30 protein-coding genes are annotated in these 24,718 nt (G+C 40.5%); 15 read left to right on the plus strand and 15 right to left on the minus strand.

What is annotated here, in order from left to right:
* Positions 1-62: 62 nt before the first annotated feature.
* The 3 genes from ACEN2L_RS04225 to ACEN2L_RS04235 all read left to right on the plus strand — a co-directional run bounded on the left by ACEN2L_RS04225 (position 63) and on the right by ACEN2L_RS04235 (position 3,403).
* Positions 63-902, plus strand: coding sequence for an MBL fold metallo-hydrolase (locus ACEN2L_RS04225; RefSeq protein ID WP_441741951.1), 840 nt, complete (start codon positions 63-65; stop codon positions 900-902).
* Positions 899-2,044: a patatin-like phospholipase family protein gene (locus tag ACEN2L_RS04230; protein WP_306021212.1), complete on the plus strand. Its 1,146-nt coding sequence runs from the start codon at positions 899-901 to the stop codon at positions 2,042-2,044. The genes ACEN2L_RS04225 and ACEN2L_RS04230 overlap by 4 nt, the downstream gene beginning before the upstream one ends.
* A gap of 126 nt (positions 2,045-2,170) precedes the next feature.
* A complete protein-coding gene (locus tag ACEN2L_RS04235; RefSeq protein WP_441741953.1) occupies positions 2,171-3,403 on the plus strand; it encodes an MFS transporter in 1,233 nt (410 codons plus the stop codon).
* A 68-nt stretch (positions 3,404-3,471) separates the two neighbouring features.
* On the opposite strand, the gene ACEN2L_RS04240 is transcribed toward ACEN2L_RS04235, so the two are convergent.
* Complete coding sequence (locus ACEN2L_RS04240; RefSeq protein WP_441741955.1) at positions 3,472-4,068, minus strand: CPBP family intramembrane glutamic endopeptidase; 597 nt, start codon at positions 4,066-4,068, stop codon at positions 3,472-3,474.
* A gap of 222 nt (positions 4,069-4,290) precedes the next feature.
* On the opposite strand from ACEN2L_RS04240, the gene ACEN2L_RS04245 reads away from it, so the two are divergent.
* A complete protein-coding gene (locus tag ACEN2L_RS04245; protein WP_441741957.1) occupies positions 4,291-5,205 on the plus strand; it encodes a LysR family transcriptional regulator in 915 nt (304 codons plus the stop codon).
* 122 nt (positions 5,206-5,327) lie between these two features.
* On the opposite strand, the gene ACEN2L_RS04250 is transcribed toward ACEN2L_RS04245, so the two are convergent.
* The 4 genes from ACEN2L_RS04250 to ACEN2L_RS04265 form a co-directional block, all read right to left on the minus strand.
* Entirely contained in the window at positions 5,328-5,822 is a 495-nt protein-coding gene (locus ACEN2L_RS04250; protein WP_441741959.1) for a group II intron maturase-specific domain-containing protein, read from the minus strand.
* An 84-nt stretch (positions 5,823-5,906) separates the two neighbouring features.
* Positions 5,907-6,389, minus strand: coding sequence for a reverse transcriptase domain-containing protein (locus tag ACEN2L_RS04255; protein WP_441741961.1), 483 nt, complete (start codon positions 6,387-6,389; stop codon positions 5,907-5,909).
* Positions 6,390-6,461: 72 nt separating this feature from the next.
* On the minus strand, positions 6,462-6,710 hold the full coding sequence (locus tag ACEN2L_RS04260; protein ID WP_441741963.1) for a hypothetical protein: 249 nt from the start codon (positions 6,708-6,710) through the stop codon (positions 6,462-6,464).
* Positions 6,711-7,203: 493 nt separating this feature from the next.
* Positions 7,204-7,674 (minus strand): DUF1456 family protein, encoded by a 471-nt coding sequence (locus ACEN2L_RS04265; RefSeq protein WP_441741965.1) that lies wholly within the window; start codon positions 7,672-7,674, stop codon positions 7,204-7,206.
* Positions 7,675-8,085: 411 nt separating this feature from the next.
* Between ACEN2L_RS04265 and ACEN2L_RS04270 the strand changes: the two genes are divergently transcribed.
* Complete coding sequence (locus tag ACEN2L_RS04270) at positions 8,086-9,279, plus strand: MFS transporter (protein ID WP_441741967.1); 1,194 nt, start codon at positions 8,086-8,088, stop codon at positions 9,277-9,279.
* Between the two features lie 19 nt (positions 9,280-9,298).
* Here ACEN2L_RS04270 and ACEN2L_RS04275 read toward each other — a convergent pair whose 3' ends face one another.
* Together ACEN2L_RS04275 and ACEN2L_RS04280 are read right to left on the minus strand one after the other, a co-directional pair.
* Positions 9,299-10,198 carry an AraC family transcriptional regulator gene (locus ACEN2L_RS04275; protein ID WP_441741969.1) on the minus strand — a complete coding sequence of 300 codons (900 nt, stop codon included), beginning with the start codon at positions 10,196-10,198 and terminating at the stop codon, positions 9,299-9,301.
* An 85-nt stretch (positions 10,199-10,283) separates the two neighbouring features.
* A complete protein-coding gene (locus ACEN2L_RS04280; protein WP_441741971.1) occupies positions 10,284-10,505 on the minus strand; it encodes a hypothetical protein in 222 nt (73 codons plus the stop codon).
* Positions 10,506-10,714: 209 nt separating this feature from the next.
* Here ACEN2L_RS04280 and ACEN2L_RS04285 point away from each other — a divergent pair, with 209 nt between their 5' ends.
* From ACEN2L_RS04285 to ACEN2L_RS04310, 6 genes are all read left to right on the plus strand, one after another.
* Entirely contained in the window at positions 10,715-11,275 is a 561-nt protein-coding gene (locus ACEN2L_RS04285) for a cytochrome b (RefSeq protein ID WP_306021206.1), read from the plus strand.
* A complete protein-coding gene (locus ACEN2L_RS04290; RefSeq protein WP_306021205.1) occupies positions 11,272-11,841 on the plus strand; it encodes a YceI family protein in 570 nt (189 codons plus the stop codon). The genes ACEN2L_RS04285 and ACEN2L_RS04290 overlap by 4 nt, the downstream gene beginning before the upstream one ends.
* A 114-nt stretch (positions 11,842-11,955) precedes the next feature.
* Positions 11,956-12,159 (plus strand): DUF3185 family protein, encoded by a 204-nt coding sequence (locus ACEN2L_RS04295; RefSeq protein WP_306021204.1) that lies wholly within the window; start codon positions 11,956-11,958, stop codon positions 12,157-12,159.
* A complete protein-coding gene (locus ACEN2L_RS04300; protein WP_441741973.1) occupies positions 12,156-12,854 on the plus strand; it encodes an aspartate/glutamate racemase family protein in 699 nt (232 codons plus the stop codon). The genes ACEN2L_RS04295 and ACEN2L_RS04300 overlap by 4 nt, the downstream gene beginning before the upstream one ends.
* A gap of 200 nt (positions 12,855-13,054) precedes the next feature.
* Positions 13,055-13,708 carry a signal peptidase I gene (gene lepB / locus ACEN2L_RS04305; protein ID WP_441741975.1) on the plus strand — a complete coding sequence of 218 codons (654 nt, stop codon included), beginning with the start codon at positions 13,055-13,057 and terminating at the stop codon, positions 13,706-13,708.
* A 215-nt stretch (positions 13,709-13,923) separates the two neighbouring features.
* Positions 13,924-14,364: an Hsp20 family protein gene (locus ACEN2L_RS04310; protein WP_306020006.1), complete on the plus strand. Its 441-nt coding sequence runs from the start codon at positions 13,924-13,926 to the stop codon at positions 14,362-14,364.
* A 75-nt stretch (positions 14,365-14,439) separates the two neighbouring features.
* Here the strand turns inward: ACEN2L_RS04310 and ACEN2L_RS04315 are convergent, their stop codons facing one another.
* The 4 genes from ACEN2L_RS04315 to recR all read right to left on the minus strand — a co-directional run bounded on the left by ACEN2L_RS04315 (position 14,440) and on the right by recR (position 18,410).
* Positions 14,440-14,826, minus strand: coding sequence for an MAPEG family protein (locus ACEN2L_RS04315; protein WP_306020008.1), 387 nt, complete (start codon positions 14,824-14,826; stop codon positions 14,440-14,442).
* 79 nt (positions 14,827-14,905) lie between these two features.
* On the minus strand, positions 14,906-15,550 hold the full coding sequence (gene adk, locus ACEN2L_RS04320; protein ID WP_306020009.1) for an adenylate kinase: 645 nt from the start codon (positions 15,548-15,550) through the stop codon (positions 14,906-14,908).
* Positions 15,551-15,736: 186 nt separating this feature from the next.
* A complete protein-coding gene (gene htpG, locus ACEN2L_RS04325; RefSeq protein WP_306020011.1) occupies positions 15,737-17,674 on the minus strand; it encodes a molecular chaperone HtpG in 1,938 nt (645 codons plus the stop codon).
* Between the two features lie 136 nt (positions 17,675-17,810).
* Positions 17,811-18,410: a recombination mediator RecR gene (gene recR / locus ACEN2L_RS04330; RefSeq protein ID WP_306020013.1), complete on the minus strand. Its 600-nt coding sequence runs from the start codon at positions 18,408-18,410 to the stop codon at positions 17,811-17,813.
* A gap of 445 nt (positions 18,411-18,855) precedes the next feature.
* On the opposite strand from recR, the gene ACEN2L_RS04335 reads away from it, so the two are divergent.
* Positions 18,856-19,446 (plus strand): hypothetical protein, encoded by a 591-nt coding sequence (locus ACEN2L_RS04335; protein ID WP_441741979.1) that lies wholly within the window; start codon positions 18,856-18,858, stop codon positions 19,444-19,446.
* Here ACEN2L_RS04335 and ACEN2L_RS04340 read toward each other — a convergent pair.
* The 3 genes from ACEN2L_RS04340 to ACEN2L_RS04350 are packed head-to-tail and all read right to left on the minus strand — an operon-like array spanning position 19,443 to position 22,163.
* The gene (locus ACEN2L_RS04340) at positions 19,443-20,576 is read right to left on the minus strand and encodes a discoidin domain-containing protein (RefSeq protein WP_441741981.1); all 1,134 of its coding nucleotides are present in this window, start codon (positions 20,574-20,576) and stop codon (positions 19,443-19,445) included. The genes ACEN2L_RS04335 and ACEN2L_RS04340 overlap by 4 nt on opposite strands.
* Entirely contained in the window at positions 20,515-21,471 is a 957-nt protein-coding gene (locus ACEN2L_RS04345) for a hypothetical protein (protein ID WP_441741983.1), read from the minus strand. The genes ACEN2L_RS04340 and ACEN2L_RS04345 overlap by 62 nt, the downstream gene beginning before the upstream one ends.
* On the minus strand, positions 21,468-22,163 hold the full coding sequence (locus tag ACEN2L_RS04350) for a hypothetical protein (RefSeq protein ID WP_441741985.1): 696 nt from the start codon (positions 22,161-22,163) through the stop codon (positions 21,468-21,470). Before ACEN2L_RS04350 ends, ACEN2L_RS04345 begins: the two co-directional genes overlap by 4 nt.
* Positions 22,164-22,478: 315 nt before the next feature.
* On the opposite strand from ACEN2L_RS04350, the gene ACEN2L_RS04355 reads away from it, so the two are divergent.
* The 3 genes from ACEN2L_RS04355 to ACEN2L_RS04365 all read left to right on the plus strand — a co-directional run bounded on the left by ACEN2L_RS04355 (position 22,479) and on the right by ACEN2L_RS04365 (position 23,761).
* Positions 22,479-22,823: a hypothetical protein gene (locus ACEN2L_RS04355; RefSeq protein ID WP_441741987.1), complete on the plus strand. Its 345-nt coding sequence runs from the start codon at positions 22,479-22,481 to the stop codon at positions 22,821-22,823.
* A gap of 224 nt (positions 22,824-23,047) precedes the next feature.
* Complete coding sequence (locus tag ACEN2L_RS04360) at positions 23,048-23,311, plus strand: hypothetical protein (protein ID WP_441741989.1); 264 nt, start codon at positions 23,048-23,050, stop codon at positions 23,309-23,311.
* Positions 23,312-23,362: 51 nt separating this feature from the next.
* Positions 23,363-23,761, plus strand: coding sequence for a hypothetical protein (locus tag ACEN2L_RS04365; protein ID WP_441741991.1), 399 nt, complete (start codon positions 23,363-23,365; stop codon positions 23,759-23,761).
* Between the two features lie 59 nt (positions 23,762-23,820).
* On the opposite strand, the gene ACEN2L_RS04370 is transcribed toward ACEN2L_RS04365, so the two are convergent.
* The gene (locus ACEN2L_RS04370) at positions 23,821-24,414 is read right to left on the minus strand and encodes a hypothetical protein (protein WP_441741993.1); all 594 of its coding nucleotides are present in this window, start codon (positions 24,412-24,414) and stop codon (positions 23,821-23,823) included.
* Positions 24,415-24,718: the final 304 nt, after the last annotated feature.

The following is a 24,718-nucleotide window of genomic DNA, read 5'->3' on the forward strand; positions in this document are numbered from 1 at the left end:
TGTTTATCACATCGTAAGCTGACTTAACGCTAACCTAACGTTCCAAGTTGAGAGAACTACCTATGCAAGTGACCTTTTATGGCGTTCGCGGCTCTTGTCCCTCACCGGGTGCGAATTTCATTAAGTATGGCGGTAATACAGCCTGTGTACATGTTGAACTTGAGGATGGCTCTGACATTATCCTTGATGCTGGCACCGGCATTAAAAATCTAGGTCAAAAACTCATTAACAAGAGTGGTGATATCAATCTATTACTGTCTCATAATCACTGGGACCATATTCAAGGCTTTCCCTTTTTCTCGCCTATTTATCAGCCTAAACGCAATATATTTATCACACCGGGGCAAACGTCACTGGCTGAACATGACGCAATCCTTAAACAAATGAGCGGCAGCTATTTTCCTGTAGACTACACCACGCTGGCCTCCAGCATTCAGATTGTAGTCAAACCCGAAGGTACTGACACATGGCAAATTGGCTCAGCTAAAATTAGTCGATTGCAAATGAATCATCCAGGCAGTGGTAGCTCTTTTTCAATTGAAGAGAATGGCAAAAAGATGGTTTACATTACCGACAACGAATTGTATCCCCCTTACAAAAAAGCCACCGATTTTCTCGATTGGGTTGAGTTTGCCAGAGACGCAGAATTAATTATTCACGACGCCCAATACATGATCGCGGATATGCCACAAAAAGCAGGCTGGGGGCATTCGGTAGCAGAAGAAGCAGTAAAACTCGCTCTCGCTAGTCGAGCGAAACGCATGGCACTATACAGTCATGACCACATTCGTACCGATATTGAAATTCAAGCCATTGAAGAACATTGCCAAGACGTGATAGCGTTAGCCGAAGCAGACCTTTCTTTATTCGCCGCAGCAGAAGGACAGTGTGTAAGTTTGTGAGTACAGAAACCACGTTAAAACGTAATGAATACGCCTTATTACTCTCTGGCGGTGGCGCAAGAGCCGCATATCAACTGGGTGTGCTTAAATCGATATCCACCTATTTAGCACGCAACCATGGCCTGCCCTTCCCTATACTATGTGGCAACTCGGCTGGCGCATTTAATGCCACAGGCCTTGCTTGTTATGCATCTTGCTACCATTTAGGGGTAAAAAAACTCGAATCTGTTTGGAAAAACTTTAACACTCGTCATGTATATGACAGTGGTATTCGAGATGTATTTTTTCATCTTTCTCGTAACTTTTTACGCAGTTTTCAATCCGAACAGCATCAAAAAAAAGCGGCCAGTTTATTAAATAACCAACCTTTGCGCCGACTGATCAGACACTATTTAGACTTTCATCGCATCGACCGAAACATCGCCTCAGAACATTTACGTGCCATATGTGTGAATGCATCCAGTTATACCACCCACGATTCTATTAGCTTTTTCCAAGGTCATCACGATTTACAAGCGTGGTACAGAGAGCAGCGCAGAGGAATGGCGTGCACCATTAACTCAGAACACTTAATGGCGTCATCAGCCATACCTTTACTGTTTCCGCCAGTAAAGATGGGCGGAGAATATTTAGGTGATGGCTCGGTGCACCAACTCTCTCCCTTAAGTCCAGCTATTCATTTAGGGGCGAGAAAAATAATGGTCGTGGGCGTTGAACAACCTCAAAGAATGTCTCGATTCACTGATATGAAACGTTTTCCCAGCAGTATTGCTATTGCCGGTCATTTACTTGATACGATCTTTGCCGATACCTTGCGCTCAGATTTAGAGCGCATGGAACGCATTAATCAAACAATCGCCCACATGACCTACCAGCAGCGCCAACAAACCTCTTTGAAAACCATAGAGTGTTTAGTGATTAATCCCAGCATTAGCTTTAATGAAATGGCCGCGCGACATTTTACTACCATGCCCTCAGGCATAAAATTACTACTACGTATGTTAGGTTTACACGACAAAGCGGACTCTAGCTTGTTGAGTTATTTATTATTTGAAAAAGAATTTTGCCGCGAGTTAATTGAACTCGGATATCAGGATGGTTTAGCCAGAAAAGATGAAATACGCAGTTTTTTAAATATTTAGACAAAGATTCAATCATTCAATAACCTCAAATTTACTCATTAATATGCATGCTTAATTTTATAGGCAAGAAGATATTTCTGAGATCATGACTTCATTTTATATGACCTTATCTCAGGGTAACAACACATGAAATCCAGCATATTTAAACATCCGCCTTTTCTTCATTTCTTGCTGGGCAGAGCCTCATTTAGCTTTATCGACTCTGTGATGTCGGTGGCACTAGCATGGCATTTATATCAAGCGACCAAAGATCCTTTTGATTTGGCCCTAGTCGGACTGTTTCAAATTACCCCTGTTCTTGCATTATTTTTAGTCACTGGCTGGGTGGTCGATCATGTTTCTCGTAAGAAAATCTTAATCTGTGGGGCCTTGGTGCAACTTGCAGTGGTAATAAGCATTGCAGTCATCATGCAAGACCCCACATTCAATAAATGGCACTTACTGTTATTAATCAGTGTTTATGGCACTGGCAAAGCATTTATGTCGCCCGCTTTACAAGCAATACTGCCCAATTTAGTCACTAAAAATCAACTCAATCAATCATTAGCTATTACTAGTACAGTATGGAATATTGCCCTGACTGTCGGTCCCTTTGTGGCAGGATTAATGATTGCCTGGGTTGACCTTCTTGTGTATTGGTTGCTAGTGGTCATGTCGTTTGTTGCATTCATCAGTTTTCTAAGGCTGCCCGCCATAGGTCCAGCCAATCATTCGCAGGCAGGGCGTAAAGATTTACTGGGTGGATTTCGGTTCTTAAAAATTAATCCAATTGTATTAGGTAGCCTCAGCCTTGATTTATGTATTGTACTACTTGGCAGTGTTGTGGCCTTATTGCCAATATATGCAGCAGACATACTGCATGTAGGCCCTACTGGCTTAGGTATGCTTAGGGCCATGCCAGCGATAGGCGCCGTATTAATTGGCTTGTATCTATCGCATTTTAAAAGTGAATTTGCCCATACGGGCCACACGCTATTTATTGCCTTAGGCATTTTTGCGTTATCCGTCATAACCTTTGCCTTTTCAACCACTCTGTGGCTTTCGGCGGTTGCCCTGTTTGTTTATGGTGCCTCAGATATGTTTAGTGTTGTTATTCGCAGTGCGGTGGTCCAACACAATACACCAGACAAACTTCGTGGCCGTGTCAGCGCGGTCAATTCAATCTTTATTGCCTGTTCAAATCAATTGGGTGATTTTAGAGCGGGCAGTTTAGCTGCCGCAATGGGACCGGTTAATGCTGCTATGTTAGGTGGAACCTGCGCCTTATTCATCGCTGTGGGAGGCGCACTGACTTTTCGTGATTTACGCCAACTAAAATCAGCCAGAGAAGAAAATAAATCCTCTTCTTTTGTATCTTAATCGTCACATAGGCAGGCATGTTCTCATTAAACAGCAAACCATACTGAATCTAGGGTGTGATTAAATAGTTATTTTCGAACCACGTAAAACAGTGTTCCGCTATATACATCAACCAAGATATGAAAAAGAATAGGAATAATAATTGAGCCTGTAGCGATGTAAATCAAAGCGAATACACCTCCCAATACAGAGGTTTTTATTACGCCTTGCCAACCTTGATAAAGGTGGAATAAACCAAACATGACGCAAGATAAAAATACAGCCATGTAAAGAGGCAACTGTGCGCTAATTAATGGAATTAGATACCCACGAAACAATAACTCCTCACAAATACCCGCTGATACAGAAACACCCCAAACAAAATAATTATGCTCTTGTTTTGTCTTCGGCAATATCCACGCTAAATCTTCAGTTTTACCAATAACCTCGTCTTTTAAAACAGGTGTGCTTCGCAGTTGCTTTAAGGATATATAAATGTAAGCGCCAATTAAAGTAAAAGCGCCGATAGCAAGCTGTGTACGCCAATTCCATTGCCAGACAATTCCTATAGCTTCCAAACTAATTGCCTGCCCAAAAACTAACAGTAACAAAAGAACAGTAGGAAACCATAAATGAGCAATTGTCACGCAATAATAGTCAATTTTACGATTGGGATTACTCAACAATAAGGCTTTCTCTTGTTTATAAGTGAAAGCGATGTAAAACGGATAAATACAAAAATAAATCCATAATGCATATTCTAACCACACCATTTTATACACTCCTGCTCATCAATAAAGTTGAAGTATATTTAGGGTGACACAAAAGAAAAACAGTATGAAAATATGAATTATGTAAACTAAAAGTTTATAATGAATTACAATTCCCTCTTTAGAAGAAAAATAACCATGTTTAAAACAGAGAGTTTATTAGCTTTTGTTGAGGTCGCTAAGCAAGGTAGCTTTACCGCTGCTGCTCATGCACGTAATCAAACTCCAATGGCAATGAGTAAGCAGATCTCACGATTGGAATCGGTATTAGGTGAACCCTTATTTGAACGAAGTACCCGAAACCTCAGATTGACGGAATTTGGTGAGTCATTTTTTGGCCAAGTAAACAATATATTGGTAAAACATGAAGCATTAGACCAATGGTTAGAACAACGAGCAGGTAAACTCAGCGGTGATTTAAGAGTGGTTTGCCAGGCGGCGATGACGTTAGAAGAAACCGTTTTCCCATTCCTAACGGAGTTTTGCAATCTTTACCCAGCACTGGAATTGTCCTTTGATATTCAAGAAAAAATAATCGATATCGAAAAAGATCCTTTTGATATCTATTGGGGGATCGGTGACTACCTCGGCTTACGGTTTCCAAACATGAAGCGGCGATTAATGTGGCAAGCGAAATATGGCATATTTGCGGCCCCATCTTACCTTGCAAAATACGGTATACCAAAACATCCGCAAGAGCTTGCTAATCATAGAATGATTAGCTACTTACATGATCAACCTGATAATATGTTAGTCGTAAATCAAAGTCCAAATAGCCAATCTACTGTCATTGAAACAACAACAATTCCTGCACCAATAAAAACCGTGACGGGTCATTCGGCACTGGCGGCAGCAGGCTTAGGTCTAATTAATGCTGTAACTGATAACGGTGATATTATCCGTTGTTTGGCAAGTGGTACACTTTTACCTGTTCTTGAGAATTACTGGTATTCAAACGTAAACGCATACATTTATTACCATCAAGTTAAATATGAACAGCCAAAAGTACGTGCTTTTATTGATTTTTTTCTAAGCAAAAAACACAAGTGGTGATTGTTCTTTAAATTGTTGAATTAAATTTAAATGCAAAATTATTCAGCTACAATCGAGTAGGAGGCGAGATCACTCCCGCCGTCCTCTCACACCACCGTACGTGCGGTTCCGCATACGATGGTTCATGTTAGTCGGTGGCAGTCCAGCAGTGATATCAGTCCCAGCCTTTCGAACCACTTCTTCTTTAGCGCCTGATTCATATGGCTGGCTCCCGCATTCCACCACGGACCGCGCTGGTTACATGCTGACGCCCATGCTCTGACTTCAGTAAGACCAGCTTTCATCAGCATGTTGGCTCGGGTAAACGTTCGCTTCCATTGTCGCCAGTACGGGCAACGCAGTTTGCGTCTTATCCACCCATCCAGCTCTTCCAACACGCCTTTGACTTGTGTCAGTCGGAAGTAGCTTATCCAACCACGCAGCACTGGTGTCAGTTCACTAATAGCTTTTCTCACTGATTTTGAACCATTTCCCGTGGTCAGGCTTCGGATTTTATCTTTCAGCCTGTCTATACTACCGGGGGCAATTTTCAGTCGGGCTTCTTTATGCCATGTGAAGCTATAGCCAAGAAACTTGCGCTTTGAAGGCCGTGCAACTGCAAACTTACGTACATTCACATGTAATTTCAGGGTGTTAATTAAGAACTCGCTGATATCCTTTAGTGCATGCTCGCCCGCCTTTTGCCTGCTGACATAAATGTTTCAGTCATCGGCATAGCGGCAGAAGCTGTGGCCCCGTCGCTCCAGCTCTTTATCCAGTTCGTCCAGCAGGATATTTGATAGCAGCGGCGATAACGGCCCGCCTTGCGGCATGCCTTTATCCCGTTTTATCACCTCTTTTCCTTCCACCATGTCTGCTTCCAGATAACGGCGGATTAGTTTGAGTAACCGCTTATCTTTGATGGATCGGGCCAACATCGACATCAGAATATCGTGGTCTACCCGATCAAAGAATTTCTCCAAGTCCATATCCACAACCCAGCGTTTGCCACTTTGAATGTACTGCCGCGCATGGCGCGCCGCTTGCAACGCATTGCGGTGGGGTCTGAAGCCGTAGCTGGAATTTGAGAAGCTTGGATCTACACAAGGGCTTAATGTTTGCGCCATCGCTTGCTGGATAAGCCGGTCCACCGCAGTGGGTATGCCCAGTGTTCTCTCGTCACCGTTCGGTTTCGGGATGTCCACTTTGCATATCGCCCGCGACAGGTAGCTACCTGCTATCAATGTGCCTTTGACACTGAGCCAGTGTTGTTTCAGTCATGGCTTTAACTCCTGCACAGTGAGCTTATCAACTCCCGCTGCACCTTTGTTTTCCACCACCCTCTGATACGCCAGCATCAGGTTCTTGCGACTAATCACTGCGTCCATCGTTAACGACATTTCCGCTTTCGTTCGCCCATTGGCCGTCGTGTCAATTTCAACACCATCAGTCAGCACCGGCGAATTATGTTCGCGTCCTCTGTTCATGGCCGCAGTAGCCTGCGCTTGTGCATCATCAATCAACATCGAGATCCAGAGTCCTAATCACGGTTAACTATGTTCAGCCCTTCATGCTATTGGTTAAAAGCACTACTACGGCCTCGGCTGACTTCTGAACATCCATCCCGACACCTCCCGATGCCAGTAGCACAGCGGCAGGTGTTCAGACCTCCCGGAGTAATTCGCGCGACCTTCCTGCTTATAACTGTCGACTTTACGTTGCAACATTCCGTGCAAGTATTGGGCTTTAGTGATATTTGCCACCTTACCCTGCTACAACGCCTTAACTGCCTCCTGTTCGGCAGGCCAGCATTTTGCTTTCGGCTTCCTTCAGATTTCACCTCGCGAGGGACACCCTTGCCGTTCAGTTAACACTTCCCCTTGCCGGGTGTGTAGAGGACTCCCACCTCCAAGTCATCTGTTAACCACCACAGTCAACAGATAGCGCCTGTCAAGACGCTGCGCGCCGTGCCCGGCGCACAAACAAAAAGGCGACTTACGTCGCCTAATTCAAACTTTATTATTCCTCGCCGTTGCCGCGGATTTTGATTTGCAGGCCTTTCAAAAAGTTACGTAAAATTTGATCTTTACATAAACGATATTGGCGGTTTTCAGGCTTTCTGAATAATGCGCTCAGCTCTGGTTTGCTAATTTTAAAGCCACTTAAGGCCATCATTTCGAGTACTTCTTCGGCCTGTAAATTAAAAGCTATTTTCAATTTCATAAAAATAATATTATTGGTTAAACGACGTTCAACAGGCGCTTCAACACCTTCACGTTTGCCCCGTTTTAAATTAATTAAACCATTTAAAAACAAAGAAAACTGTAAATCGCTAATGGCCACAAAAGCAGGATCATCGTCCTTGCGCAACCACCCATGCAGTTGCTCGACCGTTGCCGGATAATCTGCTTGACCGAAGACCTCAATCATTTGCTTATCGTTAAAATCGAGTATGTAACGAACGCGTCGCATCACATCATTATTAATCATAATTTTCCTAAAAATAGGTCGCCACATGCGACCGTCAATAATTAGCTGTAGTTTACGTTCTTTGCAGAAAATTACTCTACTATCTTATTTAAAATAGTACTTTCGCGCCACTTAGTACTGATTCACTCTCGGTAGGATAACGATCGACAACACGTTCGCTATCAAAACCCAAAAGTTTAATAGATTTTTAATATAGACCTTAGAAAATCCGATTATGAAAAACACTCCCTTTGCCGCAAAAAAGCAGAAAAAAGCCGATTTTTTAACAGCCTTTACGCAAATTAGTAACGCCTTACCTAAGCTTTTTTGACTTACTATTAACGAAGTGGAAAAAGAGGCTCCTTAGTATTTTGACTCCCCTATCTACTGCTTATTCAGATCTATACAATAGCGGCCTAATTTGGAGGGTATATGAATCGTCGCACCGCTACATCTGTCATTTTTATTGGTTTTTTCCTTTTAGGTATGGTGTTTATCCTATGGGGAATAATGCTGCCTGACCTAGCCAAAACGTTGGCCATGAATGAGTTGGTCAGTGGCGCGTTTTTTACGCTTATTTCTATCGGTGCAATTGCTGGTGCCTTTGTCGGCGGAAAATACATTCAAAAATTTGACTTTATGTCGCTGTTTGCCTGTTTATCGCTCTCTGTGGCAGGTTTATTATTATTTATGGCGAGTGTGAGTCACTGGCATTGGCTGCTAGTCGGTGCATTTTTATTGGGATTTATTAGCTCCAGTTTGTTCACCATCGGCCACACCATGATTGCACGTCTGCATGCTAGCCGTCGTTCCACTATGATGGGCTTAATGGACTTTATGTTTAGTCTGGGCACGCTGGCAGCGCCATTTTATATCTCAGCCCTATACTTACTCGAACATGATTGGCGATGGCCCTTGCGATGGCTAGCAATTGCCATGGTGGGTTTAGCGGCATACGCTTGGTATGCTGCACGACGCGGTAAAAAGTTCGCCATTCCCACCCAACCACAACTGCGAAAAAGCTTGTCTTATGGCGAAGTTATTAAACGCCCCATTTTCTTTTTCTTGGCATTAGCGGCGGTAGGCTATGGTGCAGTTGAATTTGGTAATGCAAATTGGTTTGTCAGTTACGCTCAACAAGGTCGAGGCTTTACCGGTGAAGAGGCGCGTATGGTATTCGCCTTTTTTACCGCGGGTATGGTTATCAGCCGTTTGGGTTTTTCTACTTTACTGCGCTGGTTGTCACCTCATCGCTTGATGTTGATATTGGCAGGTATTATGGCACTAGGCGCCTTTATTATTAAATTAGCGGTTGAGCCTCAACTTATGTCTTTGGGTAACCTATTGGTTGGCCTAGGATTAGGGGCATTATTTCCTTTGATGTTATCAAGTGCAATGGATATCGATAGTGACAAAGGGCCAATATTGTCGGGGATGTGTGTTATCGGCTCGTCAGTGGGCGTGCAACTGGCCTCATTTGGTACGGGTTTTTGGGCGAGCTTCTCTTCAATCAACACGGCTTTTTGGACTGTACCTATTGGAGCAATCTGGTTGTTAGTGATGGTCTGGGCCTATAGCCGCTATTTAAAAAAACAGCTTCATCAATTCAGCAACACCGTGGAGTAGTTGTCAGTAGAAGCGTTTGTTATTCGATAGGCAAGTAGATATCAATAATCGATTGTTGCTCGGCCACATCTGGAAATAAATTGACGCGTTCAATAAAACAAGGAAAGTCACGCAGGGTTTCACCACTTGCGGCTAACCATTGACTATAGAGATACTGAATTTTTTGGCCTAACAAAATCTCAGGGCCGTTGTGACGATAAACAGCGCAGCGGCCAGCAGGAATAATCTTAGCAACAACACCTTGCGGGTTTTCAGCAATTTCTATCTCCGTCGCTGCACAGATATCCAGCCGATAGTCTTGCGGTTTCACTAGCGCAGGATCATCGTAAAAAATATTATACGTTGCACTTTTATTTGGCAAAACACCATGAGCCTTTCGCCATTCGATAAAACTCGCCACTGAATCCATAACGTGATGCTGGGCACCAAGATGTTCTTTAACTGCAACGGCGGTTTGCGGAAAATTAACTATTTTAACTTCTTTGAAGGTTTGAATAGAGCGCATATCGTTCTCATCTTTTTGCATTAAATAGGTTTTGATTGGCCCATACATCGGATCAAAAATGTGTTGCCAGTGCTCCCAATTAGGCTGGTTTCGAAAGGACGAAGGACTGCAACCTAAGATTTTTTTAAATTCTCTAGAAAAACTGGCTGTGCTTGCGTATCCGACATCCAAGGCTATAGCGGTGATACTGATATGAGAGCGAAAAACAAGCTGATAAGACGCATATTTAAAGCGTTTTATCTGTAAATACTTACCGACACTCACGCCCAGATTGGCAAAAAACCACCGGTGAAAATGAAACTTAGAAAAATTAGCCAAGACACTGAGTTCTGCAACACCGATTGTTTGGCTTAAATTAGCATCAATATACCCTAAGACATTATCAAGCCTTCTTTGATAATACGCCTTCAACACCGTCGCCCCTATACATCATAAAACTACATCAAGACACGAAGTGTGCCGTAATACGCTGCAAAAAACTTAGCTAATATTGCGCAATTCATTTAAAGCTAAAACTGAATTGCTGACGTTCAGAGGGGCTTTGACTTTTCTGCTGCAATCTTGCCAGTGCTCGCAATTTGTCCATGCGAGCCAAAATATCATCATAAACTTTGCCTGATTCATGAGCAATAAAAGAAGGGCTCGCTGCATTGAACCTTGGCACAGGGACGGTATCCAAAAGGTGATACGATTTGTTTTGATTAGATTGAGTGTAAGGCATATTAACTCCAATACATAACAACTGTTTTTTTATACAGTATATAGTTGTATAAAAATCAGTCAAGCCTGCCTCTCTTTTTTTTGCCAGTCCAACATCTTAAAGCAATTAGTTCGAATTAATCGAACAAATAATCTCAAAATTAGCCGTTTATTTATGGCAATAATATGAATATAGTAATAATTCACATTTGCAATCGCATGGAGGTCACATTGTTTAAAAATTCACACCTAAGCTATGGTTGGTTGGCAATCGCCCTACATTGGTTGAGTGCCATCGTTATTATTGGCATGTTTATTTTAGGCTTATGGATGGTGGATTTAGACTTTTATAATGCTTGGTATAAAGACGCGCCTCATTACCATAAAAGTGTAGGAATATTATTAGCGCTGCTTATTGCTATTCGCTTAGTAGCAAAGCTGATGCAAATATCACCACAAGGCGTAGGTAAACGTTGGGAACAAAAAACCGCCAAGCTTGTCCATTTGTTATTGTACCTTGGTTTATTCAGCCTATTTATCAGTGGGTATCTAATTTCAACTGCTGATGACCGGGGAATTGATATTTTTAATTGGGCTACTGTGCCCTCCTTGGGCGAGCTTTTTGCCAATCAAGAAGATTTAGCCGGAGAGATTCACGAATGGGTAGCCTATTCACTTATTGCTCTTGTTTCACTGCATGCCCTAGCGGCTTTAAAACATCATTTTATAGATAAAGATTTAACGCTCAAACGAATGATAAAACCCATTAATCAAAAAAAGGATCTCTCATGAAAAAAACACTCATTGCAGCCAGTTTACTCAGCCTTTTAAGCTTTGGTGCCCTTGCTGCCGACTACGTCATTGATACAAAAGGGGCGCATGCCTCGATCAATTTTAAGATAAAGCACTTGGGCTATTCTTGGTTAACCGGTGGGTTCAACAAGTTTGATGGCACCTTTAGCTATGATGCGGCCCAACCCGAAGCATCCAAAGTGGCAGTGACTATTGATACAGAAAGCTTTGATTCTAATCACGCTGATCGTGATAAACACATTAAAGGAGACGACTTCTTGCATGTAAGTAAGTTTCCTCAAGCAAAGTTTGTTAGCACCAAAGTAGAAGACTTGGGCGATGGTAACCTTAAAATTATGGGTGATTTTACCTTACACGGTGTAACTAATTCGATTGTGATAGATACCCAAAAAATCGGTGAAGGTAAAGATCCATGGGGTGGTTACCGTGCCGGTTTTGAAGGCACCACTCGTATCGCTTTGGCTGACTACGGTATTACGTATAATTTAGGGCCTGCTTCAACATATGTTGACCTTATTTTGAACGTTGAAGGTATCAAACAGTAGAAGAATATCTTTTTCTTAATATTATTCGAAGCCCGTTCTTGAGACGGGCTTTTTTATGTGCTCAAATCAGCGCTTAATAAGCGAGTTGCTTGATAATATCAAAAGGAAATACATGTGCCACACGTTAAAATAACAGGCTTGTTGTTGCTTATAGTGGCGGCATTTCTGCTGTATTTTGGATTTAATCAGGCCGATTCAGCAGTGGAAAAAATTTCAGAAACCCTAACTGGTAAGTACAGTGATGAAACAATGAGTTATTTAATTGGTGGTGTTGTCGCTGCTTGTATTGGCTTATATTTGGTAATTAAACGTAAATGAAGACCATAGGTTTAATCGGTGGAATGAGCTGGGAATCTACCGTAAGTTATTACCAGCAGATTAATCGCGACATTAAAAATACGCTGGGCGGGTTTCATTCAGCAAAAATTATCTTGTTCAGTCTGGATTTTGCCGAAATTGAACAAATGCAAAAACAAGGTGATTGGGAACAATCCGCAAAAGTGTTGATTGAGGCCGCGACCACTCTTGAAAAAGCAGGCGCTGACTGTTTGGTGATCTGTACTAATACCATGCATAAAGTAGCCGATGACATTAGCGCTGCAGTAGGCATTCCACTTATCCACATTGCCGACTCAACAGCCATTGAACTGCAACAACACAATATTACCAAAGTTGGTCTTTTGGGTACGCGCTTTACCATGCAAGAAACATTTTACAAAAACCGCTTAGTCGATAAGTTTGGCATAGAGGTCGTTGTACCTTCTGAACGCCAACAATCGTTAGTGCATTCTATTATTTACCAAGAGCTGTGTTTAGGGATTATCCAACCTGTGTCAAAAGACATTTTTTTAACGGCCATTGATGACTTGGTAAACGATGGGGCGCAAGCAATCATACTGGGCTGTACTGAAATAGGTTTGTTAGTACAGCAAAACATGACACCTGCTCGTCTGTTTGACACGGCGGCAATTCACGCCAGTAAAGCCGCTGAGTTTGCCTTAATTACGCCCTAAATTGGCAGTTGGTTTTTATCATAAATTACCTTTGATAAAAACCAGCTCAGGACAACACACATCTCCTTACGTTTTTACTCGAACTTTTTAAGCACTACAGTAGACAAATTACTAGCCCTGCATACCAATTTCAAACCAGTCTAAGTGTGTTACTTTGTGCAGCATATAGCCTCAACTACTGAATTAAAAAGGAAGATAAATTGAAGAACCTAGTCATAAAAATCGCAAAATCACTTAAAAAAAATCTAAGCTTTTTTATGGTACTGCTGGCTCTTTTCGCCTCACGTAGCAGTCTGGCAGATTGGTATATAGTACCAACGGGATCCATGCAGCCTACCATCGTTGAAGGCGATCGGATTTTAGTCAACAAGATGGCATACCGTTTAGAATTACCGTTTACCAATATGACTGTGTTCGATATCGATAAACCTAAGCGCGGGGATATTGTCACCCTCAACTCTAGCGCTGCCGATACTCGATTAGTTAAACGCGTGATTGGTTTGCCAGGCGATATGATAGCAATGAGAGATAACAAACTTGTTGTAAATGGTAGGATGGTTGCTTATCAGAATACCGCCTCGAGTCATGTTTTGATCGAACAATTAGCTGAAAAATCTCATGCTGTACAACTAAAGCCTGTTGCAGAGCCAATGGACAACTTTGACGCGGTACGTGTTCCCCCGGGCCAATTTTTATTACTAGGTGATAATCGAAATAACAGCGCAGACTCTCGAGTATTTGGCTTTTTTTCAGAACATGAGATTCAAGGTAAGGCCGTTCGCGTGCTAGTTTCACTTGATCCAAACGATAGCTACTTGCCCCGTAAAACACGTTTTTTAAAACCCCTCATTTAACTGCATTTGCAAAGCGCACATTAAAAAATAAAAACGATATTTTTCAATAACTTAAAAATAATTTTAAAAATAATTTTATTTTTGCATTGAAAAATATCGACTCAAACATATATAGATTATGTAGTCGCTGAAAGGGTCTACAACGTAAAAAACTAAACCGCCGCCGCTAGTCGGGGCACAACATTTATATATTGCTTAAATACGAGGATATAACCATGCGTAACATCGATCTCACTCCACTATACCGCTCATTCATTGGTTTCGATCACTTAGCTTCTATGATCGACAATGCGAGCAGAAACGAAAAACAATCCACTTATCCCCCTTATAACATTGAGTTGTTAGCAGAAGATAAGTACCGAATTACCATGGCTGTCGCTGGATTTTCAAAAGACGAAGTTACCATCGAAGTCATCGAAAACACGCTACAAGTTACTGGAACAAAACCAGGCAAAGACGAAGAGCGTAAGTTTTTACATAAAGGGATATCAGAACGCAGTTTCGAACGTAAATTCCAACTAGGAGACCACGTTAAAGTGCTGTCAGCTGATATGGAACACGGCCTACTTCATGTTGAACTAGAGCGCGTCGTACCTGAAGCAAAGAAACCTAGAAAAATTGAGATTGGCTCTCAGTTACTTGAAAACAATCAGTAAAGATTGAAGGTGGAAAAAATAACGGCGCTGATAAGCGCCGTTTTTAGTTATGTAGTAAAAAATGAACCGAGCAACTCAATACAACAGCAATAGATTGAGGACCGCACCAGATATCAATGCAACAAACGTTAACAACATACCTGAAATTCGCTGCCAACTTGTGCCAGCATGTCTACGTAAGCCAAATGAATGCAAAATGCGACCTAACAGTAAACTACTCCCCATAATATGCAACCACAGAGGCTGAGTGGCGTTTAACTCTGCCACCAGCAGCAAGATTAAGATGAGCGGCGTATATTCAGCAAAGTTACCGTGCGAGCGTATCAATTGTAAAAAATGTTTATCTCCATCATCCCCTAGCGCTATCTTTTTAGAAAAACGACCGTTGATAACAAGGATGGTGAGATAAAAAAAGAATAGCGCCAACAGGCCGCCATAAAAAGCTGTCACAGGAGTATGCATGCTAATGTCTCGCTCTCTTTATAATTAAATATAAAAAAGCCCACAAAACGTGGGCTCAACTACAGTAATACAATTGTACTTAACCGAGTAGTTCCGCCAGTTGTTGGCTTACCTGCTCTACAGCTTGCGTACCATCTAATTTATGATACTGACAGTGACCCGCTTGAGCCTCAGTCGTATAATAAGAAACTAAGGGTTTAGTTTGTTCATGATAAATGCCAAGACGTTTTCGCACTGTTTCTTCTTGGTCATCAGGACGGATAGCCAGAGCCTCACCAGTTTCGTCGTCGATACCTTCAGTTTTTGGCGGATTATAACGCAAATGATATACACGACCAGAACCAGGGTGCACTCTTCGTCCACTCATACGCTCGACAATAATTTCGTCATCAACGTCAAATTCAATAACATGATCAACTTTGATCCCTGAGTTCTTCATGGCATCTGCTTGTGGGATCGTGCGAGGAAAGCCGTCTAACAAGAACCCTTTGGCACAATCTTCTTGAGAGATACGCTCTTTCACTAAACCGATGATCAGATCATCAGAAACAAGTTTACCCTCATCCATAACTTGCTTTGCGGCAAGTCCAAGTTCGGTTTTTGCTTGAATGGCTGAACGTAACATGTCGCCAGTAGATATTTGAGGGATCCCATATTTGCCCATTAAAAATTGAGCTTGAGTTCCTTTACCTGCACCCGGTGCTCCGAGAAGGATAATGCGCATACTGTGTCCTCTGCTGTAACCCTGCAAAAAATATAAGCCCGCAACTTTACACATTCACTCTTGATGTTACAAGAATATTAAGCTTACAAGCAGCATTCAATTGACAATTTCTTTTGTTTTACCTATTTGAAACAAAAACGGGCACTAAGGCCCGCTTTTAATAACACAAACATCGCTTTTAATGCACTATTTAACTAAGTTCATTAGTAGCTTGTTTAAATTCTGCACAAAGGTGGCTGGGTCTTTTAAACTGCCTTGTTCAGACAATGCAGCTTGGTCAAATAGCACCTCTGTCCACTGTCCAAATTGCTCTTCATCTTGGACATCCGCTAATAACTTCACCAATTGATGCTCTGGGTTTAGCTCAAAATGGTACTGAGCCTCAGGTACTGGTTGACCTGCAGCTTGCATCAACTTAATCATCTGGGTTGTCATACCATTCTCATCTGCAACAATACACGCAGGCGAGTCAGTTAAACGATGCGTAAACTTAACGTCTTTTACTCTGTCGCCTAATGCAGCTTTAACACGCTCAGCTAAACCTGAAACTTGCTTTTCTGCTTCTTTTAGCGCATTTTTACTTTCTTCATCATCTAAATCACCTAAATCTAATGCACCATGGGTGATTGATTGCAAAGATTTTTCTTCAAACTCATTGAGATGAGACATCAACCACTCATCAATGCGGTCTGACATGAGCAATACTTCGATGCCTTTCTTACGGAAGATCTCCAAGTGCGGGCTTGATTTTGCCGCTTTATAACTATCTGCGGTGATGTAGTAAATTTTCTCTTGCTTCTCTTGCATACGGCCAATGTAGTCAGCCAGAGATACATTTTGCACATCAGAATCATTGTGAGTAGAGGCAAAGCGCATCAAACCAGCAATCTTATCTTTATTGGCGAAATCTTCAGCAGGGCCTTCTTTCAACACGTTACCAAATTCGCCCCAAAATGTTTGATACTTTTCAGCGTCATTTTTGGCAATTTTCTCAAGCATCTGTAGCACACGCTTGGTACAACCTTGACGCATTGCTTGCGACACTTTGTTGTCTTGTAAAATTTCACGAGAGACATTCAAAGGTAGATCGTTAGAATCAAGCAAGCCTTTCACGAAACGCAGATAGTTAGGCAGCATTTGCTCTGCGTCATCCATAATAAAGACGCGTTGCACGTACAATTTCAAACCATGCTTTTGCTCGCGGTTCCACAAATCGTATGGAGCTTTGCTTGGAATATATAACAAGCTTGTGTATTCGGTTTTACCTTCTACCTTATTGTGCGCCCACACCATTGGGTCGGCAAAATCATGTGAAATATGCTTGTAGAACTCTTTGTATTCATCATCTGACACTTCAGATTTGTCACGTGTCCACAAAGCTGTAGCTTTGTTAATTGCTTCCCAATGCGCAGGTACTGCAGGAATAGATTCACCCTTCTCGCCGTCTACTTCGGGCGCTTCTTGCGCAGGCACTTCTTCTTTATACATCTTAACCGGAATACTGATGTGATCAGAGTATTTACTGACAATAGAGCGCAGACGCCAATCATCTAAAAACTCTTTTTCATCTTCTCTAAGATGTAAGATTATTTCGGTTCCACGTTCAGCTTTTTCGATATCTGCGATGGTAAATTCGCCTTCACCTGCTGATTGCCATTCAACGCCTGCAGATTTATCGGCACCCGCCGCACGTGTGCGCACCGTTACGTTGTCCGCAACAATAAAGGCTGAATAAAAACCAACACCAAATTGGCCAATAAGCTGTGAATCTTTAGCTTGGTCGCCTGATAATTTACCGAAAAATTCCTTGGTACCCGATTTTGCGATAGTCCCTAAATGTTCAATGGTATCGGCTTTACTCATACCAATACCATTGTCTGCAATAGTGATGGTACCCGCTTCTTTGTCAACGCTTAATTTAACGTGTAAATCACCATCGCCTTCATACAAACTGTCATTTGATAATGCTCTAAAACGCAGTTTATCCGCTGCATCAGCAGCATTAGATATCAATTCTCGAAGAAAGATCTCTTTATTTGAATAAAGTGAATGGATCATCAGCTGAAGAAGTTGTTTTACTTCAGTCTGAAAGCCGTGAGTCTCTTGATGAACAGCATCAGTCATGGACTAAATCTCCTAGGGTTTGTTTACAAATTTTGATAGTCAGGAGATAGGGATGAACTTATTTATTTCAAGTCATTAAGTCATTAAGTCATTAAGAATGTGCGATTACTGCATAAAAAGTGCGTTTAGTCTGTGACTAGATTGCGCGACGACCACTAAAAGCATGCGTGAGTGTATTGCCATCAATAAATTCTAATTCGCCGCCCACAGGAACACCATGGGCTATTCGGGTAGCCTGAATCTGCAAGGTCTTACACATTTGACCAATATAATGGGCCGTAGCTGCCCCTTCAACCGTAGGATTTGTGGCGAGGATGACTTCACTAATGTCGCCCACTTGCAAAATTTTATCTAGTTGGTCTAACCCAATATCAGTAGGACCAATACCGTCAATCGGAGACAAATGCCCCATTAATACAAAATAACGGCCCTTAAATTCAGATGTTTGTTCAACAGCCAATACATCTTGTGGCGACTCGACAATGCACAGTAAAGGCGAGCTTTGCCGCTCTAGGTTGGCACAAATTTCACACAAGCTATTTTCACAAAAAGTACGACACTGCTGGCAGTGTTTTACGTGTTCCATGGCATTATGCAAGACCGAGCTCAACTGTAGCGCGCCTTTACGATTACGCTCCAGCAAATGAAACGCCATACGTTGTGCGCTCTTAGGGCCCACTCCAGGGAGTATCTTGAGCGCGTCAATTAACTCTTTTATCAAAGGACTAAATTGCATGGCGTGAGTGTCAGCGTGCTTAAAACGGCATCTTGAAGCCTAATGCGGCTTGGATACTGCAATTTACTGATGTGTTATGGAATGGCATGTTCAGAGGTATTCCTAAATTCAAACTTACTGATAAGTACTGATATTTGCTGTCATTTTGTCCCCTATTTGTCCCCCCATCTTTTTGGGTATACACAATGATTAGGGCAACGCAGGGTTAGATATCATCGATATCAAAAATTCTAATGCAGCGTATTCGATTAATATGCCACGAATAAAAAGAGAATACCAATGCTTAAAATGAAGTTTAAATTTAAAGCAAAGAAATAAAAATACTTCACTTTAAATCATAGTATTTACATTTAATAAAACACGTTGACGTAACTTTCATCAACTGACAGAATCCTAGTAAAATCAGATACTTTTAACTTCCAACGTAGTTATTTAAAGGACTAATATGAAAATAAAAATACTCACACTTTCGCTTCTTACATCAGCATTACTTTCAACAACTAGCTTTGCTCAAGAGTCTTTGGTCGAACAAATCAAAAAACGTGCAGGGCAAATCGCTGAAGTTAAAGCCTTGTTAAATGACGCAGATCCAAACACCAGAGCGGCTGCATTGGATGTAATGTTAAAATCCGAAGATACCGCAATGCGTGAACTTGCTTATGCAACGGGTTTAAACAGCGCGGATGATGTCTTGCGTGCGGTTACCGTAAGAAATAAATTAAATGAAACCAATATTTTGGCAGTCGAAGCTAAATTACCAGATCAAGCAACTGATAAAAGTAAAGAAGCGTTTAATGAATACCTTAATGGTGGAATATTAACTGTTAAAATATCAAAATATGAGGAAGCAACAGGTAGCTTTACTTTTAGAACCCAAAATTCTGGCTCAAGTTATTTAGGCTCAGTAGCCGGATTAAAACTTAATTTTGAAGAATACAGATGCGCCGGATCGTTTATGTTAAATGATGCTTCTGAATTTGAGGGAACCCTGTCATGCAAAGGACAAGCATTTCCCGCAAAAATACAATTAAACTAACGTAAGTAAAGTTCAGAAAAGGATAACCTATCAGCACTTCCCCAGTTAGAGCGAAATACGATTTTAAGTCGATTCGCTTTGACTGGATTAATATTAATAGCTAGTTCACTGGTATTATTTAGCCATGTGCCGGAATAAACTGATACCCATCCCCTGTCACCTTCGCTTCTTCTATTTGATAATATCTCAAAGTCTTTAGGCTGAGATGAACTCATACTTTTTTCGACCTGAAATATTGCACCTGATATAGCCGTTATTTTTCCAAATGAAAGAGTTATTTCGATGGTGTCTTGTGCGGGCTTAACCGCCCAAACAGACTTTACATCCTCATCATGCAAATTACTAAGACGTTCATTGGCACTCAAAGGCTGATGATTCCACTCCGTAAATTCATAAGCAATCTCATGAGTAAACGCAGATTTTTCGGCTGCATTTTCTTTTAGCGTTGTATTAGTAGAGTCAATTGCAAATCCGCTAGCAAAAAAAGGACGAATTGTTTCAATTGCTCGATCAAGCCGCAAAACTTTACCATTACCACTTTCAGCATCAATCGATTGTAAAATACCTACAGGCTCATCCCCAGAATAAACAACGCTTCCACTCAAGCCCTTGTATAAAGGAAAATCAACTGAAGACAGAATAGTTAAATAGACCAAACCCAAATCTATCATATTGACGGGTGTTAATGACTTAGAACCATTTGTATTAACGGAGGATACTGTCAAAGCAGTTGAAGACTTCAGCAGCATATCTAGTGGGGCAAAACTGTTAATCGATGTATTACACTCGTTTTTTGCAGCGCCAGTTATCGCAGATAAAGTTAAGTCATAACCAAAAGTCTGTACTCTTTCTGCTTCACCCATTTCACGACTTTTTGTTCCAGTAATGACATTGGCGTAAAATTCATTTCCTAATACGTGCTCAGGGGTAACTAAATAACAATTATTTAGTCGGCTGATCAAAAAGCCTTGCCCTACTTCTCCTGCGTCAACATAGACTTGGGTTAAATCATTTGATGCCGCTGACAAAGTGCCACTAACAAATAGTCCAAGCCCTAAAAATAGGGCATTACTTAGTATTCGGCGCATCTTCGACCCTTTTTCTAGATATAAATTTTGTAAAAAGCTCAATGAATTCCATCAACAAGAATAACGTAGCAAGCAACGTTGAAATTGCGGCCATAATAGGATCACTTGTTAATCTAGGCCAAATAGAGGGTGATATGCCGTATCCATTACTGCCAAGTCTATCAACGCGCAACACTTCCGCCTCTCCATGTATTGTAAAAGCGAACGCATCAGACTGCTTCATTCTAAGAAAACCACGGGTATCTGCTAGTTGGCGCTTTGAAGAATCTTGAAATAAGGTTACGCGATCACCAGCGTCAAGTGAAAAAGCAGCCGCTATATAACGATCTTCTCTAAAAAATTGTTTTTCAACGATCTGAACATTGGCATTTAGCAGAATATTTTCAACACCTATACCAACATCTTCGCCAATTCGAACTTTGCCATCAAACGGAAGTATTTGAGAAGAGGTGATTGGAACGGTAATTTCTGCGTATGCAGGTAAGTCAATTACCTCATAAGGTGTTTCTATTTGTCCCAAACTAGCGTTGTCGGTTTCTGCACTGATAACAAAAGCATATTGTTCTTTGCCATATGGCTTTATGACAATCCTTGCTGTCGTTAAATTCTGGGGTAAAAAATAGCTTTCACTCGGCAATTCAAGTAGATTTTCAGGTTCTGTCACATCAAGTAAAATCTTAGCGTAGGACACATTCCATTGATTAATATTATTCGCTGAGAATGCTATTGTTATACTTTGTGTGTCACCGTTAACGGTAAAGATGTTCTCTCTTTGTGCTAATAATACATAACCAATAAATAGTAAAATCGACAGTATAAAAAGCCATTTCCCTAAAATATTACGCGCCCCAACGGGCAGTGGTTTACGTTTCAGTAAAGCAACGATAACAGCAGGCAACAATACAAGTTTATTTCTAATTAGAGAGGCTTTGATCATTTACTTAACAGCACATTGAATTTAACTGAAGGCATGTTACCAGTTGGCTTTCGGCGTATAATACTGAGTTCGTTTGTTCCCTCAAGTAAAGAATCCACCTCGATGACACATTGAGTGTCATAAGCCGTTCGTTTACCCTCAATAATACGTTTACACCTTGTCGTATTTTTTTTACCTGATTCTTGCTCGGTAATTAGGAATACGTCACTTCGACCAGAACTAACCAGAATAACCACGTCTTCTTGAATATCAGTTTGCGTTCTTGCACTAATCAGTATTGTATCAATATGTTTGCTATCACAACTGCCAGAAAATGCTAACAAAGCCAATTCAGTTTCATCAAATTCGTTTAATAATTTCTTATATTTTGTGGGGTATTCTGGGGAAATACTGCCTGATATACCGCTCTTAGGTATTTTATATTCATTTGCAGAATAATAAGTACCATCCTTGGATTGCACTTTAAAACAAATCAAATCTGACTTTAGAGGAGCTAAAAATATTGATAATTCATTGTGGTTGTCTATCGCAGAGCGAAACATAATACCCGCAATAACACGCCCACTAACAGGGACATTGGAATTGTACTTTTCATTAAACGATTCTTGCACTAATGGCAAAGTGCTTTGTGCTTGAGCAAATAGATTAACTGAAATAAAAAATAAAAAAATCCCTATCCACTTCTTTCCCATACTGCCACTTCAAGTTTTATTTTTTGTTAATTGATATTACCCATTAATTAAACGTTTGTAATCTTAAAACAACAAAAAGACATTAAAACGACGATATTTTTCTTTTTTATCATAGGGTTATACAACAACAAAAAGATATAAACGCGTATATCGCCTAATGTCAGCCCCCTTAGTATTGAATAAGACAATTCAAAGCTGCCGACTGACAAATCCCCGCTAACTCTTAAAACTAACCCGAAAATTGATAACGTAATTAAAAATTCCGCCTTTAGTTGACCTATTTAAGGTTGAGGCCAACAAAAATAGGAAACTATCATGACTGAAGTTCTTGAAATAGATGATTTAAAAATTGGATTAGTGGACGAAACAGATGAATACATCATACTTTATGAGTCGACTGATAAAACTGAACGCATCGTGTTGTTCAGAAGTATGATTCGGCAAATTGAATATGTACTGCTTTCACCGAGCTTAATCCATACTGCTGAAAATATTCGTTTAACTAAAAGTTATCTGGAGTTAAATGAATATCACTTATTACTGAATCATCGTAATAAAATTCAGCTATATCAGTTTAAAGACAACAGAATAGCGCTATTTCATGCTTTTTTTAGAATGACAACTACAGCATTTTTTAACTCAATTGCTGTCCATTCTTAAACTTGAAATAGTATTTTTGAGCCAGCTTTGCTGGCTTTTTTATCCCCCTTGTTTAAGGTGGAGATTTTACGCGAAATTATCCTTTGTTTAGTTACTCGCGTAGAAGTGATCGCGTTTTAATTTGGATATTTTTCAAATTTAACACTCAATGCCATCACTCCAACCCACTTTTTTACCATCACCACTGACTATTTACTGTTTTAAACAACAGAACAGGAAAAATCATGAAAGATATAAAAACAGAATTAAACCTACAACTTGAACCTTTTAAGCCGCCTCTCACTTCTGTTGTTGAGGTGCTTTACGAAGCAGTCGTCATGCACAATTTTGATGAAAACGAAATTCAACAAGATTTTGTTAATTCAAGTGAAGAACGCGAGGCTCAAATTATATTTCATCTCAGAAACAACATCGGCATAGAGAAACTTGTGAAGCCTGCGATTGATTTAGTCAAAAAACTTCATAAAGCGGATTATTTTCCTGACTAAAAGCTTAATTAACTTCGAGAACATTAAAAAACGAGGTTAATCATTAGCACTATGAGTAAGAAAAAAAGTCAATTTGCTAGAGTTTACAAAAGAAGTAGTCAATCGCCATTCGACGATCATTCAACTTTACTATGGCTCGCTGCAGTAGCTGGCGGTAATGATGAAGAACTAAATCTGGATTTCGAACGCTACATCTATGTGCATCGTGAAAGCGATGGCTCTATTTGCGGAATTAGTATCAGTAAAAAGATGCTTTCAGAAAATCCAGAATTTGAACTTCGTCATCTTGTAGGTGTTGAAATGTATGCGTTTTTATTGCTTTATGTCGAAGAAATTGCAGCATTTTGTGAATTTTTCAGGGATGAGTTTATTGATATGTTTTTAATACCACCTCTGACTTATTTTACCCTTGCTGAAAAATATTGGCTTGAGAAAATAAGTGATGCTTAATATTAAGCTTTAAGCGAACCAGTTGGTTCGCTTTTTTTTTATAGCTGCATAGCATCAAATTAGCTATTCCAATCATCATCACTTGTTGAACTAATTTCAAAATCATCAATAACGCTAGAGTTAAGATCATCATTACTAAATATGTCAACATCATGGCTCATGTCGCTGCCATAAGGGTTACCAGCAACATCTATACATCCAGTCATCGGCAGGCCAGTCGCAGGATTTACTCCCCAATCATCATCATTATCTAAACCAAGCCCCACTTGATTTCTAGCGTACCCATAGTATTCAATAGCCGATGATTTTACATTGGTTCTTGGTGAATGTGAGCGCTGTCTAGCCCCCTTAATTTTCTCTATTTTTATACGTCTATCATTTTCAAATCTGCGCTGTTCTTGCTTATAAAACGCTGAGCCTCCAATGTAAGGATAAGGCTTTACTTCGACAGGAGCTTTTACAAATAAACCATAAAAAACATAGAAATAAGCAAATATGCCAACCAAAAAGCCATATAGTAATGTGCCATGAAAAAATAAAAATATAGATATACAAATGAGTAAAAACGTCTTCGTTAATTCGATTAAAACATGTTCAATCATTAAATCTTTTCGGGTTTGTCTGTCTTGTTTAGAGCTTTTAAAGTTGTCCATCTGCTTTTCCTAAAATCGATGAACATCTTAATTTAATAATAAAAAAGCCGAAGTCAAAAGAAAAATCGGCATATTTTTCATATTGCAAGACTACTTATTAATGACTGCGAGTAACAAGTTACTTGAAGTCAGTTTGTGCTCTTATCTTATGAAAATGGCTGATTCAGCGGGAGACCGCTGAGAAAATATTGAGAGTGTGAGCAGCGTTGATAACGATGTGTGCAATTGACTATTTTCTTTTAAAAGTCTAAAGAAAACTGGCTTTCACAGGCTTAAATCCATTTCTAGGAACGTCATCCTGGAT

It is taken from the genome of Flavobacterium sp. W21_SRS_FM6 (assembly GCF_052119645.1).
GTDB lineage: Bacteria > Pseudomonadota > Gammaproteobacteria > Enterobacterales > Alteromonadaceae > Paraglaciecola.

Bases quoted from the DNA above. Each gene is read 5' to 3' on its own strand.
- ACEN2L_RS04225 (WP_441741951.1), top strand. From the start codon at position 63: ATGCAAGTGACCTTTTATGGCGTTCGCGGCTCTTGTCCCTCACCGGGT.
- ACEN2L_RS04235 (WP_441741953.1), top strand. From the start codon at position 2,171: ATGAAATCCAGCATATTTAAACATCCGCCTTTTCTTCATTTCTTGCTG.
- ACEN2L_RS04245 (WP_441741957.1), top strand. From the start codon at position 4,291: ATGTTTAAAACAGAGAGTTTATTAGCTTTTGTTGAGGTCGCTAAGCAA.
- ACEN2L_RS04260 (WP_441741963.1), bottom strand. From the start codon at position 6,710: ATGTTGATTGATGATGCACAAGCGCAGGCTACTGCGGCCATGAACAGA.
- ACEN2L_RS04265 (WP_441741965.1), bottom strand. From the start codon at position 7,674: ATGATTAATAATGATGTGATGCGACGCGTTCGTTACATACTCGATTTT.
- ACEN2L_RS04270 (WP_441741967.1), top strand. From the start codon at position 8,086: ATGAATCGTCGCACCGCTACATCTGTCATTTTTATTGGTTTTTTCCTT.
- ACEN2L_RS04280 (WP_441741971.1), bottom strand. From the start codon at position 10,505: ATGCCTTACACTCAATCTAATCAAAACAAATCGTATCACCTTTTGGAT.
- ACEN2L_RS04290 (WP_306021205.1), top strand. From the start codon at position 11,272: ATGAAAAAAACACTCATTGCAGCCAGTTTACTCAGCCTTTTAAGCTTT.
- ACEN2L_RS04300 (WP_441741973.1), top strand. From the start codon at position 12,156: ATGAAGACCATAGGTTTAATCGGTGGAATGAGCTGGGAATCTACCGTA.
- ACEN2L_RS04310 (WP_306020006.1), top strand. From the start codon at position 13,924: ATGCGTAACATCGATCTCACTCCACTATACCGCTCATTCATTGGTTTC.
- ACEN2L_RS04315 (WP_306020008.1), bottom strand. From the start codon at position 14,826: ATGCATACTCCTGTGACAGCTTTTTATGGCGGCCTGTTGGCGCTATTC.
- adk (WP_306020009.1), bottom strand. From the start codon at position 15,550: ATGCGCATTATCCTTCTCGGAGCACCGGGTGCAGGTAAAGGAACTCAA.
- htpG (WP_306020011.1), bottom strand. From the start codon at position 17,674: ATGACTGATGCTGTTCATCAAGAGACTCACGGCTTTCAGACTGAAGTA.
- recR (WP_306020013.1), bottom strand. From the start codon at position 18,410: ATGCAATTTAGTCCTTTGATAAAAGAGTTAATTGACGCGCTCAAGATA.
- ACEN2L_RS04335 (WP_441741979.1), top strand. From the start codon at position 18,856: ATGAAAATAAAAATACTCACACTTTCGCTTCTTACATCAGCATTACTT.
- ACEN2L_RS04345 (WP_441741983.1), bottom strand. From the start codon at position 21,471: ATGATCAAAGCCTCTCTAATTAGAAATAAACTTGTATTGTTGCCTGCT.
- ACEN2L_RS04350 (WP_441741985.1), bottom strand. From the start codon at position 22,163: ATGGGAAAGAAGTGGATAGGGATTTTTTTATTTTTTATTTCAGTTAAT.
- ACEN2L_RS04355 (WP_441741987.1), top strand. From the start codon at position 22,479: ATGACTGAAGTTCTTGAAATAGATGATTTAAAAATTGGATTAGTGGAC.
- ACEN2L_RS04360 (WP_441741989.1), top strand. From the start codon at position 23,048: ATGAAAGATATAAAAACAGAATTAAACCTACAACTTGAACCTTTTAAG.
- ACEN2L_RS04365 (WP_441741991.1), top strand. From the start codon at position 23,363: ATGAGTAAGAAAAAAAGTCAATTTGCTAGAGTTTACAAAAGAAGTAGT.
- ACEN2L_RS04370 (WP_441741993.1), bottom strand. From the start codon at position 24,414: ATGGACAACTTTAAAAGCTCTAAACAAGACAGACAAACCCGAAAAGAT.